The organism is Natronomonas sp. EA1, from assembly GCF_051195035.1.
In the GTDB taxonomy this organism is placed as follows: Archaea; Halobacteriota; Halobacteria; order Halobacteriales; family Haloarculaceae; genus JBNTJV01.
On sequence record NZ_JBNTJV010000003.1, the window covers coordinates 443,177 to 458,343 of the forward strand.

The following is a 15,167-nucleotide window of genomic DNA, read 5'->3' on the forward strand; positions in this document are numbered from 1 at the left end:
GTTCACATTCTGGCGCGAGAAGCCCCGAAAACCCGATGTATCAACGATACACTTAACAATAGTAAGTCATATTGTGTCATGTGTTACGTCACCATGAGTAGAGAACACACGCGACGTACGTTTCTAGCAACGACCGGGACGGCCGGCGCACTCGCGCTCGCTGGCTGTACGGGCACCAGCGGAACCGATGACTCGAACGGCGGCTCCACAGACGCCAACGACGGTGGGGGCTCCAGCGGCGGTTCGAGCGGTTCCGACACGATTACCCTCGGCGGCTCGATGTCGCTCTCGGGCGACAACGCCGACCTCGGGAAGCTGTACAAGGACGCCTACGAACTCACCGTCAAGCGGATCAACGAGAACGGAGGTATCGAGGCGGGCGACGGCAACACCTACGAGCTGGAGATGATCCTCCGGGACGACGAGACCGACGCCTCGAAGTCGAAGGGGATCTATCAGGAGCTCATCGACCGCGAGGGGGTCGACTACCTGCTGGGGCCGTACTCCTCGACGGTGACCCTCCCCGCCTCGGCCGTTGCCGCGCGCAACAAGAAGCCGATGGTGGAGGGTGGCGGTGCCTCACCGGAGATCTTCAACCAGGGCAACGAGTTCATCTTCGGACTGCTCCCGACGGCGAACAAATACGCACTCTCGGCGGTGGACATGGCGCTCGCCCAGTCACCGGCGCCGAAGAAAGCCGCCCTCCTCGCTGAGGACGACACCTTCAGCCAGTCCACGGCAAAGGGCGTCCGCGCGAAGATCGAGAACTCCTCGATGGACCTCGTCGTCGACGAATCCTTTCCGACGGAGACCTCCGACCTCTCGACGAACCTCGGGAAAGTCCGGGACCAGGGTGCGGATATCCTCATCCTCGCAGCCCACCAGAAGCACGCCATCATCATGGCGAAACAGCTGGAGAGCCAGGACGTGAACGTCGACATGGCGATGGCGACCGTCGGCTCGCTCAATCAGTCGTTCAAAGACGAGACCGGCAAGAACGGTGATTACATCTACGGCCCCTCCTCGTGGGCGATCAACGCGGACTTCGAGGACCCGGTCTACGGCTCCACCTCCGGGTTCGCGGACGCCATCCGTTCGGAGTACGGCTACGACCCGGACTACCACTCCGCTGCCGGTGAGACCGTCATCCTCACGTTCAAACGAGCGTTCGAGCAGGTTGACGAACTCGACCCCATCAAGGTCAGAAACGCCATCCGCGACATCCAGTTCACGAGCGCGTACGGTAACATCGCGTTCGGGGAGAAGGGGGTCATCGACAAGGAGATGCTCGTCTACCAGTGGCAACCGGACGCGGGCAAGCAGATCGTCTGGCCGGAGGCAGTCCAGCAGTCCGCGCCCAGCTATCCGATGCCCGACTGGAGCGAACGGTAGATGGCGTTCGTACAGTTCGTCGTCAACGGCCTGCTCGTCGGGGCGCTGTTCGCCGCCGTCGCCGTCGGGTTCGCGCTCATCTGGGGCGTCGTCGACATCATCAACCTCGCGCACGGCGAGATGATGATGCTCGGCGGCTACGTGAGCTACTACACCCTCACCCTCGTCACGGGCGCGCAGGGTACGTCGCCGAACGCCTCCCCACTGCTCGCCATCGCCACCGTCCCGGTCGCGATGGCCGTGCTCTTCGCAGTAGGGTACGCGCTCCAGCGGGGGCTCGTCTCGCAGGTGACCGGGACGGACCTGTTTCTCACGCTGCTGGTCACGTTCGGCCTATCGATCCTCATTCAGCAGCTGACGATCCAGGCCGTCACCGCGAACCCCCGAACGATCTCGGTGACGTTCGCCGACCCCTCGCTCACCGTCGTGGGTATCGTCATGGAGAAGCTGAAGCTCATCGCGTTCGTCGGTGCACTGGCGCTCACAGCCGGGATGTTCGGCTTCCTCAAGACGACGCGCACGGGGCGGGCCATCCGCGCTGTTGCGCAGAATCCCGAGGCGGCTGCACTCGTCGGGATCGACGTAGAGCACGCCCGCGCGACGACGTTCGGGCTCTCCTCCGCCATCGCGGCGGGGGCCGGGGCGTTCATCGCCATGATCCTGAGCATCGACCCGCAAATGGGACTCATCTACACGCTCAAGAGCTTCGTCATCGTCGTCTTCGGTGGCATCGGCTCCGTGCCGGGGGCCCTCGTCGGCGGGCTGCTGCTCGGCACCGTCGAAGAGCTCACAGCGGGGCTCGTCTCCTCGAAGTGGACGCTCGCCGTGAGCTTCTCACTGCTCATCGTCCTTCTCGTCGTCAAACCATCCGGGCTGTTCGGTGAGGGGGTGGAAGAATGACCGACGGCGGACTTGCACAGCGGACCCTCGACGTGGGGGCCTCGCACGCCTGGAAGCTCATCGGTCTCTTCGCGCTCGTCCTCGCCGTGCTCCCCTTCGCCGGCCTCCCGTCCGGCTACTGGACGACCATCGCCACCGAGCTGTTCCTGTTCGCCGTGCTTGCCCTGTCGTGGGACCTCATCGGCGGGCAGACGGGCTATCCGAGCTTCGGACAGATGGCGTTCTTCGGGGTCGGCGCGTACACCACCGCCGTCCTCGTGAAGAAGTCGGCGTGGGCGTTCCCACCCGCGTTCCTGCTCGCGGGCGTCCTCGCAGTCATCGCCGCGGCCATCATCGGCGTCGTCGTCCTCCGACTGCGGGGGGGCTACTTCGCCATCGCGACCCTCGGTGTGTTGCTCGTCGCCCAGCAGGTGACGAACAACCTCGAGGTGACGAACGGGCCGGACGGCATCATCCTGTTTAATCCCCCGGATATCCTCCCGGCGGTACCGCTCTCGACGGAGTTGGAGTTCTACTACCTGTATCTCCTGCTGCTCGTCGTCGAGATCGCCCTCGTCTACTACCTGATGGACACGCGGTTCGGCCACGTGCTGAACACCATCAGGGACGACGAAGTGAAGGCGACGGCGATGGGGTTCAACACGACCTACTACAAGACCGCGGCGTGGGTCATCGCCGGGCTCTTCACGGGGCTCGCCGGCGCAGGGTACCCCATCTTCAACACGTTCGTCGACCCCCTGACCGCCTACAACGGCGCGTGGAACGTCGAGCTCATCGCGATGGCGCTACTCGGCGGCGCGGGCACCGTCGCCGGCCCCGTCCTCGGCGCGTTTGGCCTCAGACTCTCGATCCGCCTCATCGAAGGGGTCGACGTCTTCGCGGGCTGGCAGCTCGTCATCATCGGGCTCGTCGTCATCGGGACGGTGATCGCCTTTCCGAAGGGGATCGTCGGCACGCTCCAGGAGCGCGCGAGCTCCATGGAGTACTACAAACACGGTGGCCAAGCCGCGAGCGAGACCGGAGGTGATGCGGAATGAGCGGCCCCATCCTCAGTACGGAGAGCGTCACGAAGACGTTCGGGGGCCTCACCGCCGTCGACGCCGTCGATATGGAGGTCGAAGAGGGCGAGATTGTCGGCCTCATCGGCCCGAACGGGGCCGGCAAGTCGACCCTGTTCAACTGTATCACAGGGGCGCTCGACGCGAACGAGGGCACCGTTCGGTTCGACGGCGAGGAGATCACCGACTGGACGCAAGACCGTATCGCACGCAACGGGCTCCTCCGGATGTTCCAGCACACGCGTGTCTACGGCGACATGACTGTCCGTGAGAACATGCTCGTCGCCGCGAGCGAGGACGATGGACTGACGAACGTCCTTCGTCCTCCCTCAGATGCGGCACGAACGAAGGCCGACGAGCTACTGGCGTATATCGGTCTCGATGGGCTCGCAGGCGTCCGCGCAGGGCGGATGAGCTTCGGCCAACAGAAGCTCCTGGAGTTCGGTATGGGGCTGATGGCCGACCCACAGATGTTGCTCATGGACGAGCCCGCGGGCGGGATCAACCCCTCGATGCTCAACAAACTCATCGAGTACATCCGTGAGGCGAACACGGATCGGGAGGTGACGATTCTCCTCATCGAACACAACATGGAGTTCGTGATGGAGGTCGCCGACCGTATCTACGTGCTCGCACACGGTGAGAAGATCGCCGAGGGGACACCGGAAGAGATTCAGAACGACCAGCGCGTGTTAGACGCGTATCTGGGGAGAGAATGACGCTACTCGAACTCAACGACGTGACGGCCGGATACGGGAACACCACCGTCCTCCACGACGTCTCTATCGCCGTGGAGGAGGGCGAAATCGCCTGTCTCATCGGGCCGAACGGCTCGGGGAAGTCGACACTGATGAAGTCAATCTACGGCTTCGCGGACATCTTCTCCGGGGAGGTTCGGATGGAAGGCGAGGACGTGACCGGCCGGTCGCCACAGGAGTCCCTGAAAAACGGGATGAGTTACGTCCTGCAGGACGCATCGGTCTTCCCAGATATGACAGTCCATGAGAATATGCTCATGGGAGGATACGTGTTCAACGACGACGAGCGCGCGAACGCGCGCGCCGAGGAACTCTACGAGGAGTTCCCCGCACTGGTCGAGCTCAAGTCCCAGAAGGCCGGGTCACTCTCCGGCGGGCAGCGACGCCTGCTGGAGTTCGCCCGCGCGCTGATGGTCGAACCCGAGGTGATGATGCTGGACGAGCCCTCCATCGGGCTCGAACCCAAGTACATCGACCAGGTGTTCGACCGTATCCGGAAGGTGAACGACCTCGGGACAACCGTCCTACTCGTCGAGCAGAACGCCGAGAAGGGCCTCTCCGTCGCGGACAAGGGGTTCGTCCTCGCGTCCGGCGAGATCAAGTTCACCGGGACGGGGACGGAGCTCCTGAACAACGACGAGGTCGGGCGGCTCTACCTCGGTGGGTGACACCACGCGGTGGCCCATCCACTCGTGACGGACTCACACACCGGCATCGACTGCCACCGACGGACGGCTTTACCGCGGCAGGTGAGTACCGTCACCTAATGACGACACAGGCGTGGCGGGCCGTCGGCGCGGTGAGCGGCTGGCAGGCCGCGGCCTCCCTTTGCTACTACGCCGTCTTCGCCGCGACCACCTACTTCCGCGAGGCGTTCGGCATCTCGCGGACGCTCGTCGGCGTCCTCGTCACGGTGACGACGCTCGGCTACACGCTCAACCTCTTCCCGAGCGGCGCGTTCGTCGACGGGTTCGGCGAGAAGCGCGTGATGCTCGCCGGGCTGGCCGCGCTCGCCGCGGGGACGACCGCCATCGCCCTCTCGCCCACCTTCGCCGTCCTGCTCGTCGCGGGGCTCCTGCTCGGGATGGCCTACGCCACGGCGATGCCCGCCTCGAACAAGGGAATCGTCGCGAACGCGCCCGCGGGCAGCGAGAACCTCGCGATGGGGCTGAAACAGGTCGGCGTCACGGTCGGGTCGGGCGCCGCGTCGCTCGTCATCGCCGGGGTGGCGAGCGTCGTCGCCTGGCAGTGGGGGTTCGGCGTCATCGCCGTGCTCGCGCTGCTCTATGGGATCGTCTTCGCCGTCGCCTACGAGGGGACGGGCGGCGTCGGCGAACTGCGGGTTCCCGACACCCGGTCGCTCGCGGGGAACCGGACCTACCTGCTGCTCGCGGCGGCCGGCTTCTTCATCGGCGCCACCGTCTTCACCACCATCGGCTACACCGTGCTCTACGTCGACGAGGCCGTGGGCGCGAGCGCCGCCGTCGCGGGCGTCGTGCTCGCGGTGACGCAGGTGACCGGGAGCGTCGGGCGCATCGGGGCCGGGGGGCTGGCCGACCGCGTCGGTGGGGCCCGCGGGGCGGCCACCGTGACCCTCGCACAGGCGGTCCCCGCCGTCGGTATCTACCTCCTGCTCGCACGCGGTGCGCCCTCGCTTCCCGTCGCCGTCGTGCTCTTCGCGGGGTTGGGGCTCACGATTCTCGGGCTGACGGGCGTCTACTACTCCACGATGGGGGAGGTGGTCGCGAGCGAGGAGATCGGGGCGGCGACGGCGGGCGGGCAGACCGCGCTCAACGCCGGGGGACTGGTCGCCCCCGCGCTGTTCGGGGTCCTCGCGGATTCGGTCGGCTACGAGGCCGGCTGGACCGTCCTCGCCGTGTTCATGGCCAGCGCCGCAGGGTTCATCGCGCTCGTCCGGCGGCGGGTGTGAGGCCGGCGGGGATAGACTCATAAACCGTATGTCGGGATAACGAATCCCGATCTGCGGAGGAGATCGACAGTGGGAGCCACGGGGGCGTGCATCCGAAATATATAGAGCGCCCGGAGAAACTGTAGAAACCCGAAACGGTTTGTACGAGTATCGGTTGAGGGGAGACATGACCGTGGTGGCAGGGGTGGCACTCGCAGCGGACGCGTTCGGATTGGGGGAAGCCCTCAGTACGGAGGTGCCAGCCGAGATCGAGTTGACACAGATCGTCCCGGCCGGGACGCGACAGCGACCGTCGCTTCGGGTCGAGACCGCCGATACCGAGGCGTTCGAAGCGTCGGTTCGCCGGGACTCGCGCGTGGCGGAGCTAACCGTCCACAGCCGGCGGGCGGGGCGAACGCTGTACGAACTCGACTGGACCGTCACCGGCAACGGGCTCCTCTCGCTCACCGAGGAGCACGATATCCTGCTCGAGCACGGCCGCGGAACCGCCGAGGAGTGGACGCTCCAGATCCGTGCGCCCACGCTCGACGCCTTCCGGAGGTTCCACACCGACTGCCAGAACCAGGGGATCCCGCTTCACGTCGAGTGGGTCTCCGAGACACCGCTCACCGAGGCGCCGCGCTCCGGAGGGGAAGCCGAGTCCACAGCACCTCCCGTCTCACCGGTGGTGGGCGGGAGCCCCGATTCCGACCCCCCGGCCGAGTCCGCGGACGTGATGCCGTTCCGGCAGATCGTCGAGAACGTCGAGGAGGTCGTGTGGATGACCGACCCGGAGAAGGCGGAGATGCTCTACGTGAACCCGGCGTACGAGGAGGTGTGGGGACGGCCCCGCGAGGAGCTCTACGAGGAGCCGCGTTCCTTTCTCGACGCGATCCACCCCGAGGACCGGGAGCGGGTGCAAGCCGCCCTCGACGCACAGACGGAGGGCCGATACGACGAGACGTACCGGATCGTCCGTCCGGACGGGGCGGTCCGCTGGATTCGGGACCGCGCGGTCGTGATTCCTGGTGCGGGTCAGGACGTGTACCGCGTCGCCGGCATCGCGGAGGACATCACCGAGCGCAAGCGGCGCGAGCGCATGCTGACGGGGCTCCACGACGTGACACACCCGCTTTTGCGTGCCAGCTCGGACGATGAGATCGCCGAGTTGACCGTCGAGACGGTCGAAGCCGTGGTCGACACGCCGCTCGTGAGCCTCTATTTCGCCGACGAGAAGACGGGCGCGCTCCGCCCGGCTGCCCACACCGACGCCGTGGACGAGGGGACGGGCGACCCGTCTCTGTTCTCCGAACAGCGGGCACGGATGCGGGAGGCGCTCGACGAGCAGTCGCTCCGGCTGTACGACGACCTCGACGCACAGCCGGCCGCCGACGGCCCGACCGTCCGAAGCGCACTGGTCGCGCCCGTCGGCGACGCCGGCGTTCTGGTGGCCGGGGACACCACATCCGGGGCGTTCGACGAGGTGGACACCGAGTTCGTGGAGCTGTTGGCGGCCAACGCGGGGACCGCGCTGGACCGCGTCGCGTACGAGCAACACCTGGAGTGGCAAAACGAGCAGCTCGTGGACCTCTCCCGGCTCAACACGGTCATCCGTACCATCGACCGGGCGCTCGTGGAGGCGACCACCCGGGAGGAGATCGAGACGAACGTCTGTCGCCAGCTCGTGGAGAACGGCTCCTATGCGGCGGCGTGGATCGGCGAACGCCGGACTGACCGTGGGGTCACGATACGCGCGGCCGCTGGGGTCGTGGACGAGGTCTGCGACGGCGAGACCACCGTCGTGGAGAACGCCCCGATGGTCGAGGAGCTGGTCGACACGGCGTATCACACCGGCGCGGCCCGCGTCGTGCCGGCGCTCGAGGAGACCGCGAACACCGACCGCTGGCACGAACGGCTCGTCGACCACGGCTGTCGGGCCGCGGCGGCGATCCCGCTCGACGTGGGAGACGCCCGCTACGGCGTTCTGACGGTGTACGCCACCCGGGCGGAACCGTTCGACTCGGAGGAGGTGACGCTCCTCCGTGACCTCGGCCAGACGATCGGCCGGGCCATCCGGGCCGCCGAGACCCGGCGGACGCTGTTGACGGACACGGCCGTCGAGCTCGAGTTCGAGGTGACGGACACGAACTCGTTTTTCATCGCCATGTCGGAGACGCTCGGCTGCCGACTCGACCTGGAGGGGATCGTCCCGCTGGAGGAGGACCGACTGCTCTACTACATCACGATGGAGGGGGCCGAACCGGAGACGCTCTCCGAGCAGGCGGCCGACGCGGCGCACATCGAGACCGCCCGGCTCCTCACCGAGACCGAAAACGGCGGGGTGTTCGAGTTCCGCGTCACGGGAGCCTCCGCGATCATGCCCCTCGTCGACTACGGAGCCACGGTCTCGACGGCGAGCGCGGACCACGGGGTCGGTCGACTCACCGCCGAAGTCGCCCCGGAGACGGACACCCGGACCGTGTTGAACGGGCTGCGGGCGCTGTGTCCGAGCGCGAGGTTGGTCAGCAAACGGAACGTCGACCGCCCCACCCGGACGGGAAAGCAGTTCCGCGAGCAGCTCACCGGGCGGCTCACCGACCGTCAGCTGAACGCCCTGCGCGCGGCGTATTTCGCGGGCTACTTCGAGTGGCCCCGCGAGAGCACGGCGGAGGAGATCGCCGCGCCGATGGACATCTCCTCGTCGACGTTCCACTTCCACCTGCGCCACGCGCTCGAGAAGCTGCTCCTCTCGTTTTTCGAACCGGCCGCGGTGAGCGGGAGCTGACCGCCGACGCGGAGCCACGGTCGACGGGCCGTCCCCACGGCAGGCCGGTCGGCGGCGGTCACACCCGACCGTCGGATATCTAGGCAGTTGGATAGTGCTTTTCTGTCGTCATCTACCGTTGAGTGGCCTACGCTCTCCGTGCGGAGGGGAGATCACCATGCAACGAGTCACCGAGATCATCGACGGCGTACCGGTTCGAGTCCCGAAGTGGAGCGGAAACGCGGCCGACCCCCAGACGGGGTGGAGCGGATGAGCGGCGACGGCCTCCGGGTGGAGTTTCGCATGCGCGACCACACGCCTGCGGGGGCACACGAGCGACAGCAGTCGGTGTACGAGCGGCTCCAGCAGCTCCGAGGGGCCGGGAAGATCACCGAGATCGACGTGCTGGTCGGCGGGACCCGGGTCCCCGTCACCGGCCCGGGTGAGAGCGACGGCCAGGCGCGTGCCACCCAGGAGACCTATCGGGCGTTCGAAGCGTGGGCCGCCCGGAGCGGGTGCACGCTCGCCCCGGCGTTCGACACCCGCGAGTGCGGCACGCTGGTGGGAGACGAGCAACGCGAGGTGCTCGTCTTCCCCCTGCTGTCCCTCGCGCTGTACGGCGACGACGAGCTCCGGGCGGTGTTTCCCCACGTAGCCGACGATGGGGTGCGAACCGTCGAAGACGGGCTCGACGCGATAGCGACCGGGGGGTGGCGGGACGGTACCGTGGCGGGAGAACAGGCCGTGCCGCAGTCGCCCAGTCGTCCCGCTCTAGGTGATTGCACACCGGATTGATTCTCCCATACGTAGTGGTACCATACACCGAGGTGAATACGATGCCGGAATGTGACAACTGTGGTCGGTTCACGACGGCCGATTTCGTTCGCGTGTTCGGGAGCGCCAGCGGCGAGCTGGCGGGATGTCTGCACTGTCTGGACCGGACCGAGCTCCGGAACGGCGGTGGGGCCGGGGGTGACTGACGGATGTCCCACTCGGACGCGACGCTCGGTCGGTGTCCCGACTGCGATATCGAGATCCCACGGGGGAACCTGCTGATCGAGTACGATACCGCGGCCGGCAGGGCACTGTACGCCGAATGTCCGCAGTGTCAGGACGTCGTCCACCCGGCCGAGTGAGCCGGACGGGCGAGCGCCAGCTCCTGAGGTTTAACCCCGAGAACGCGAAAGGTGGCGTATGACCACCGACGCCCCCGTTCCCGAGCTCGCGGAGCGGGCCGCGGCCTGTGCCGAGCGGCTGCGCGCGACCGACCGCGTCCTCCTCGCCTCCCACATCGACGCCGACGGGCTGACGAGCGCTGCCGTCGCCGCCACCGCGCTCGAACGCGCGGGACTTCCCTTCGAGGTCGTCTTCAAGAAACAGCTCGACGCGGCGGAGATCGCCTCCATCGCGGCGCGGGAGTACGACACCGTCCTGTTCACGGACTTCGGGAGCGGCCAGCTCGACGACATCGCCCGCCACGAGCAGGCGGGGGATTTCACCCCCATCATCGCGGACCACCACCAGCCCGCGGATGCGGAGACGGAGTTCCATCTGAACCCCCTCCTGTTCGGTATCAACGGCGCGTCGGAACTCTCGGGCGCGGGCGCGGCGTACGTGCTCGCGCGGGCGCTCGGAGGAGAAGAGAACCGAGACCTCGCACGCCTCGCGGTCATCGGCGCGGTCGGCGACATGCAGGATTCGGATGGCGAACTCCACGGCGCGAACGCGGCCATCGTCGCCGAGGGGGTCGAAGCCGGCGTCCTCGCGGAGGGGAAGGACCTCGCCGTCTACGGGAAGCAGACCCGGCCGCTCCCGAAACTCCTCCAGTACGCGAGCGACGTGTACATCCCCGGCATCACCAACTCCCAGTCGGGCGCCATCTCGTTTCTGGAGGACCTCGCTATCGAGACCAAAGAGGGGGGCGACTGGAAACGCTGGGTGGACCTCACCGACGACGAGAAGCGGGCGGTGGCGCAGGCGCTGTTCAAACACGCCGTCACCCGAGGCGTGCCGGCCCACCAGATCGAGAAGCTCGTCGCGACGAGCTACACCCTCCTGGACGAGGAGGAGGGGACGGAACTCCGGGACGCCTCCGAGTTCTCCACGCTGCTCAACGCGACGGCGCGCTACGACCGGGAGGACGTGGGGCTCGCCGTCTGTCTCGGGGACCGGACGGAGGGACTCGCGCGGGCCCGCGAACTCCTCTCGAACCACCGGCGGAACCTCTCCGAGGGCCTCCAGTGGGTGAAACGCAACGGCGTCACGAAGGAAGAGCACGTCCAGTGGTTCGACGCCGGCGACGAGATCCGCGAGACCATCGTCGGCATCATCGCGGGGATGGCGGTCGGGTCGGACGGTATCGACCGGAACACGCCCATCATCGCGTTCGCGCACAAGAACGACGAGGAGACGAAGGTCTCCTCCCGCGGGACCCAGGGCCTCGTCCGGCAGGGGCTCGATTTGGGCGCGGCGATGGGGGAGGCCTCGACGGCCGTCGGCGGGGGCGGTGGGGGCCACGACGTGGCTGCGGGAGCCACCATTCCGACCGGGAAGGAGACGGCGTTCATCGACCACGTCGACCGCATCGTCGGCGAGCAGCTGGGGGAGAAAGTGAACACCGCGGGGTGACCCACGGCGCCGGATGGCGGTTTCTAGCCGAAACGAAGGGGGAGCGGCGGCGCCGTGTCGTGGTGGAATCGCTGGCCGCGCGCGGAGGTTTGATATCGCGATATACGATTTATCGCGAGGAGAAAGGCGAAGGTGACTCGAGTGGGGAGCCAGCACGAAATCGGCGCGGAGAGCGCGCTATCGCTGGAAAGCGGCGAGGCGCAGAAACAGTGCGGTCGGTTATCGCGCCGTGTAGCCCTCGGTGAGCGACTCGACGTACTTCGCGACCACGTCGACTTCGAGGTGGACGGGGTCACCCACGCGCTTCTCATGGAGGTTCGTGATCTCGTAGGTGGAGGGGATGACGGCGATCTCGAAGCCATCCTCGTCCAGCGAGGCGACGGTGAGCGAGATGCCGTCCACGCAGATGGAGCCCTTCTCGACGACGTAGCGGCCCATCTCGTCGGGGAGGGAGATGCCCAGCCGCCAGTCACCGTCGGACTCCTCGGAGTCCGACGAGCCCCCGCTCGCGTCGCTCGCGGGGACCCCCCCAACCTGCTCCAGTTTCGTCACCTCGGCCGTCCCGTCGACGTGGCCCTGGACGAAGTGCCCGTCGAAGCGACCGTCAGCGGGCAGCGCGCGTTCGAGGTTGACGATATCGCCTTCCGAGAGGTCGCCGAGATAGGTGCGCTCGACGGTCTCCGCGGCGAGAAAGAGGCCGAAACTCTCCTCGTTCCAGTCTTCGACGGTGAGACAGGCGCCCGAGACGGCGACCGACTGGCCGTACGCCAGCTCGCCCGCGAACGACGCGCGCACGCGGAGGCGCAGCCCCGCCTCGGTCTCCTCGCGGCCGACGATCTCGCCCGTCTCCTCGATGATGCCGGTGAACACACTCGGAGTAGGCGACGAGGGGCACAAGAGCGTTATCGTTCTCACGTTTGGAATACACCGTTCTCGGAACGTACATCCCCACTCGCGACCAAGCGACGGGGGACGACCATGCAGTGTTCTCGGCGGCGGTTCATCGGTTCGACGCTCGGACTCGCCGGAGTCGGGGCGACCGGCGGCTGCCTGACCCCCCTGACGCCGGGTGAACCCGCCTTCCTCTCGTACAAGGCGGTCGAAGTGGAGTGGGAGACCGACCGCGGGGAGCGGTACGTCGCGGATCTCTGCTGGCTGTGGTCGGACGGCAGGAGCCGGGTCTTCGGGTGGGCACCCGAGGAGTACCCCGCTATCGTCCGAACGGCGACCGACGTGACGGTCTCCGCCGAGACGGCCCGAGCGCTCGACGAGCGCTTCGCCGGCGTGCGGTTCCGCGTCGGCCTATCGCGGGTCGGGACGACCGGGCTCTCGATGCGAGAAAGCGACCTCGGCACGCGCGACGTCTCACGGGCGCGGTTCAACCGCGTGCAGTTCGGCGACCGGCTCCGGGCGGTGCGGACCGACTCGGGCGTCCGTATCCGTTCCGTCCGGACGGGCGGGCACGGCGACCCCGCCGACTGGAGCGTGACGGTCGGGACGAAGGCCCTCACCGAGCAGTTCCCCGACCGGCAGGTACCGGACCCGCGGTGAGCGCCGACGCCGGGACCCGGGCGTTCGGACCAACGCGGTGGGTTTTTCGCCGGGCGTGAGAGAGGGACGGTATGGGAAGAGGCATCCTCGGAACCATCGGGCTGGGGCTGACGCTGGCGTTCGCCATCCCGGTCGGCCTGCTCGGACTCGACAGACTGCTCGCCGGTGACACCCTCGTCGGCGCGGGCTTTCTGGGGCTCGCGGTGCTGATGGTCGCCATCGAGGAGTATCTCACGACGCCGATGGACCTCCCCGGGAAGCTCGCGGAGAAGACCGTCGGGGCGGTGGCGAAAGAGCCCGAAGAGAAGGAGGACTAGTCGTCGGCGGCCGCCGGCTCCATCGGCTCCTGCGCGTTCGCCATCAGGTCGTGGAGGGGTTCCTCGCGCGGTTCGTTGTGGAGCAGGACGTCGATGGGGAGCGTCGGCGCCCCGTCGATGAGGTTCTCCATGAGGACGAGCCGCTCGCGAGCGCGGGACATGCCGACGTAGAACACCCGGCGCTCGTTGTCGGTGAGGACGGGGATCGGGTCGGTCCCCTTCGAGAACTCGAAGCCGTCGGGGATCTCCTCCTCGGTGACGGAGGCCGCCATCTGCTCGACCACCTTCTCCGTGAGGTCGGTGTTGACGAAGACGTGGTCGGCCTCGCGACCCTTCGCGGAGTGGATGGTGCCGACGCGGACGCGCGTTGGGTCCATCCCCTGGTACTCACCCGAGAAGTACGACTTCACCGACCGCTCCTGGAAGTTCGAGACGCGGGAGAGCATATCCGCGGCGCTGCCGGGACCGGGGGTGAACGGCGCGTACTCCTGGACGAAGTCGGACTCCACCTCGATGTCGGCGAGCGCGTTCGTCTCCTCCGCGTCCGAGAGCTCGTCGATGGCGTCGAACATGTCGTCGCGCTCGCCCGTGCCGAAGGCGCTGTCGGCGAGCATCTCGGCGAGCCGCCGGGCTTCGAGGGCCGTCATCGGCTCGTCCGCGTCGTACTTCTCGATGGCCGAGACGTAGCCACGAAGCCGTTCGTCCCACAGCCGCATGTCGGTGAGTGCGGTAAAGGGGATGCCCGTGGGGATGAACTCGTCCATGAACTGGAACAGCTGGTAGCGGGCGCGGAACAGCACCATGATAGTGCCGTCGTCGTCCTCCTCCAGCGTGGCGCGGACGTTCCGCACGAGTTCGAGCATCGAGGGGTCACGCACGGCTTCGACCGTCCCTCCCTCCTTGCGGGGTTTGAGGTCCTTCTCCTGACGGTTCTGGATGTGGCGGATCTCGCGGTTCACGACGTGGAGGACGTTCGAGGGAAGGCGGTAGGAGTTCGGGAGGATGACGTCCTCGTCGGGGTCGGCCTCCAGCAGGAGCTTCGGGTCCGCGCCCTGCCACGCGTAGACGACCTGGTCGTCGTCACCCGCGATGAGCACCGACTCCATGTGGGGTTTCCATTCTTCATAGACCTCGTGCTGGAGCGTCGTGATGTCCTGGAACTCGTCGATGACGAGGTGGTCGACGTTCGGGAGGAGCGCGCGCTGTTTCACCCGTTCGAGCATGTCGGCGAAGCCGACGACGCCCTCCTCACCCTTGTAGGCGCGCCACGCGCGGATGGCCTCGGGCACGTCGATGCGCTCGTCGTCCGAGGGCCACGTCGGGGTGTACTTGTTCCCGGTCTGGGCGTTCGGGTCCACCTCGGGCGGGAGTCGCACCTCGTCGACGTTCCACTGGAACGGCACGTCGTACCAGTCGGCGACCTCGCGCTGGGTCCGCTGGAGCCACTGGGAGGTGGCGATGATCTTGTTCCCCATCGTCGTCGACCGGGAGGAGCGCCGTCGCGAGCCGGAGTACTCGTCTTCGAACTCCAGCCCGTAGTTCTCACAGAACGCCTTTTTGTGCTTCTCGCCGACCACGTCGCCGCGCGAGAGGTTGAGCAGTTCGTACGCCTTCGCGTGCATCGTACAGACGTTCCCCTTCAGCGAGCGGGGGGAGCAGTCGAGCAGCTCCGCGAGGCGCTCGCGGATCTCGGTGGCGGCGGCACGGGTGTAGGAGACGACGAGGATGTCGTTCACTTCGACCCCCTCGTCGAGCATGGTGTCGACGCGCTCTAACAGCGCGGTCGTCTTCCCGCTCCCGGGACCGCCGAACAGTCGGGTGACCTGCGGGCCGTCAGTCATTGCACCTAGTCTAGGGACACCCCCCCTTAAGCGGCGTGGCTCGGGAAAC

General features: G+C 67.2%; 15 protein-coding genes. 13 read left to right on the top strand and 2 right to left on the bottom strand.

The genetic code is table 11. The annotated features are described in order from the left end of the window. Positions 1-93: 93 nt before the first annotated feature. The 11 genes from ACQUQR_RS11895 to ACQUQR_RS11945 all read left to right on the top strand — a co-directional run bounded on the left by ACQUQR_RS11895 (position 94) and on the right by ACQUQR_RS11945 (position 11,409). Positions 94-1,392 carry an amino acid ABC transporter substrate-binding protein gene (locus ACQUQR_RS11895; protein WP_435196700.1) on the top strand — a complete coding sequence of 433 codons (1,299 nt, stop codon included), beginning with the start codon at positions 94-96 and terminating at the stop codon, positions 1,390-1,392. Continuing rightward, positions 1,393-2,292, top strand: a complete 900-nt coding sequence (locus ACQUQR_RS11900) for a branched-chain amino acid ABC transporter permease (RefSeq protein WP_435196701.1) — start codon at positions 1,393-1,395, stop codon at positions 2,290-2,292. After that, positions 2,289-3,329 carry a branched-chain amino acid ABC transporter permease gene (locus ACQUQR_RS11905; protein ID WP_435196702.1) on the top strand — a complete coding sequence of 347 codons (1,041 nt, stop codon included), beginning with the start codon at positions 2,289-2,291 and terminating at the stop codon, positions 3,327-3,329. The genes ACQUQR_RS11900 and ACQUQR_RS11905 overlap by 4 nt, the downstream gene beginning before the upstream one ends. After that, entirely contained in the window at positions 3,326-4,069 is a 744-nt protein-coding gene (locus tag ACQUQR_RS11910; RefSeq protein WP_435196703.1) for an ABC transporter ATP-binding protein, read from the top strand. The genes ACQUQR_RS11905 and ACQUQR_RS11910 overlap by 4 nt, the downstream gene beginning before the upstream one ends. Next, positions 4,066-4,776 (top strand): ABC transporter ATP-binding protein, encoded by a 711-nt coding sequence (locus tag ACQUQR_RS11915; protein WP_435196704.1) that lies wholly within the window; start codon positions 4,066-4,068, stop codon positions 4,774-4,776. The genes ACQUQR_RS11910 and ACQUQR_RS11915 overlap by 4 nt, the downstream gene beginning before the upstream one ends. Positions 4,777-4,874: 98 nt before the next feature. Continuing rightward, entirely contained in the window at positions 4,875-6,038 is a 1,164-nt protein-coding gene (locus ACQUQR_RS11920; protein WP_435196705.1) for an MFS transporter, read from the top strand. 166 nt (positions 6,039-6,204) lie between these two features. Next, on the top strand, positions 6,205-8,802 hold the full coding sequence (locus tag ACQUQR_RS11925) for a bacterio-opsin activator domain-containing protein (protein ID WP_435196706.1): 2,598 nt from the start codon (positions 6,205-6,207) through the stop codon (positions 8,800-8,802). Between the two features lie 249 nt (positions 8,803-9,051). Next, a complete protein-coding gene (locus ACQUQR_RS11930; RefSeq protein WP_435196707.1) occupies positions 9,052-9,576 on the top strand; it encodes an HTH domain-containing protein in 525 nt (174 codons plus the stop codon). A gap of 41 nt (positions 9,577-9,617) precedes the next feature. After that, positions 9,618-9,761: a DUF7563 family protein gene (locus tag ACQUQR_RS11935; RefSeq protein WP_435196708.1), complete on the top strand. Its 144-nt coding sequence runs from the start codon at positions 9,618-9,620 to the stop codon at positions 9,759-9,761. A gap of 3 nt (positions 9,762-9,764) precedes the next feature. Then, positions 9,765-9,917: a hypothetical protein gene (locus ACQUQR_RS11940; protein WP_435196709.1), complete on the top strand. Its 153-nt coding sequence runs from the start codon at positions 9,765-9,767 to the stop codon at positions 9,915-9,917. A 58-nt stretch (positions 9,918-9,975) separates the two neighbouring features. Beyond that, on the top strand, positions 9,976-11,409 hold the full coding sequence (locus ACQUQR_RS11945; protein ID WP_435196710.1) for a DHHA1 domain-containing protein: 1,434 nt from the start codon (positions 9,976-9,978) through the stop codon (positions 11,407-11,409). Between the two features lie 219 nt (positions 11,410-11,628). Here the strand turns inward: ACQUQR_RS11945 and ACQUQR_RS11950 are convergent, their stop codons facing one another. Next, positions 11,629-12,279, bottom strand: coding sequence for a riboflavin synthase (locus tag ACQUQR_RS11950; protein ID WP_435196711.1), 651 nt, complete (start codon positions 12,277-12,279; stop codon positions 11,629-11,631). A 108-nt stretch (positions 12,280-12,387) separates the two neighbouring features. Between ACQUQR_RS11950 and ACQUQR_RS11955 the strand changes: the two genes are divergently transcribed. Both ACQUQR_RS11955 and ACQUQR_RS11960 read left to right on the top strand, forming a co-directional pair. After that, positions 12,388-12,960 carry a hypothetical protein gene (locus tag ACQUQR_RS11955; protein ID WP_435196712.1) on the top strand — a complete coding sequence of 191 codons (573 nt, stop codon included), beginning with the start codon at positions 12,388-12,390 and terminating at the stop codon, positions 12,958-12,960. 71 nt (positions 12,961-13,031) lie between these two features. Next, a complete protein-coding gene (locus ACQUQR_RS11960; RefSeq protein WP_435196713.1) occupies positions 13,032-13,277 on the top strand; it encodes a DUF7533 family protein in 246 nt (81 codons plus the stop codon). Here the strand turns inward: ACQUQR_RS11960 and ACQUQR_RS11965 are convergent. After that, on the bottom strand, positions 13,274-15,118 hold the full coding sequence (locus ACQUQR_RS11965) for a UvrD-helicase domain-containing protein (RefSeq protein ID WP_435196714.1): 1,845 nt from the start codon (positions 15,116-15,118) through the stop codon (positions 13,274-13,276). The two genes, ACQUQR_RS11960 and ACQUQR_RS11965, sit on opposite strands and share 4 nt — an antisense overlap. Between the last annotated feature and the right edge of the window lie 49 nt (positions 15,119-15,167).

Bases quoted from the DNA above. Each gene is read 5' to 3' on its own strand.
- ACQUQR_RS11895 (WP_435196700.1), top strand. From the start codon at position 94: ATGAGTAGAGAACACACGCGACGTACGTTTCTAGCAACGACCGGGACG.
- ACQUQR_RS11900 (WP_435196701.1), top strand. From the start codon at position 1,393: ATGGCGTTCGTACAGTTCGTCGTCAACGGCCTGCTCGTCGGGGCGCTG.
- ACQUQR_RS11905 (WP_435196702.1), top strand. From the start codon at position 2,289: ATGACCGACGGCGGACTTGCACAGCGGACCCTCGACGTGGGGGCCTCG.
- ACQUQR_RS11910 (WP_435196703.1), top strand. From the start codon at position 3,326: ATGAGCGGCCCCATCCTCAGTACGGAGAGCGTCACGAAGACGTTCGGG.
- ACQUQR_RS11915 (WP_435196704.1), top strand. From the start codon at position 4,066: ATGACGCTACTCGAACTCAACGACGTGACGGCCGGATACGGGAACACC.
- ACQUQR_RS11920 (WP_435196705.1), top strand. From the start codon at position 4,875: ATGACGACACAGGCGTGGCGGGCCGTCGGCGCGGTGAGCGGCTGGCAG.
- ACQUQR_RS11925 (WP_435196706.1), top strand. From the start codon at position 6,205: ATGACCGTGGTGGCAGGGGTGGCACTCGCAGCGGACGCGTTCGGATTG.
- ACQUQR_RS11930 (WP_435196707.1), top strand. From the start codon at position 9,052: ATGAGCGGCGACGGCCTCCGGGTGGAGTTTCGCATGCGCGACCACACG.
- ACQUQR_RS11935 (WP_435196708.1), top strand. From the start codon at position 9,618: ATGCCGGAATGTGACAACTGTGGTCGGTTCACGACGGCCGATTTCGTT.
- ACQUQR_RS11940 (WP_435196709.1), top strand. From the start codon at position 9,765: ATGTCCCACTCGGACGCGACGCTCGGTCGGTGTCCCGACTGCGATATC.
- ACQUQR_RS11945 (WP_435196710.1), top strand. From the start codon at position 9,976: ATGACCACCGACGCCCCCGTTCCCGAGCTCGCGGAGCGGGCCGCGGCC.
- ACQUQR_RS11955 (WP_435196712.1), top strand. From the start codon at position 12,388: ATGCAGTGTTCTCGGCGGCGGTTCATCGGTTCGACGCTCGGACTCGCC.
- ACQUQR_RS11960 (WP_435196713.1), top strand. From the start codon at position 13,032: ATGGGAAGAGGCATCCTCGGAACCATCGGGCTGGGGCTGACGCTGGCG.
- ACQUQR_RS11965 (WP_435196714.1), bottom strand. From the start codon at position 15,118: ATGACTGACGGCCCGCAGGTCACCCGACTGTTCGGCGGTCCCGGGAGC.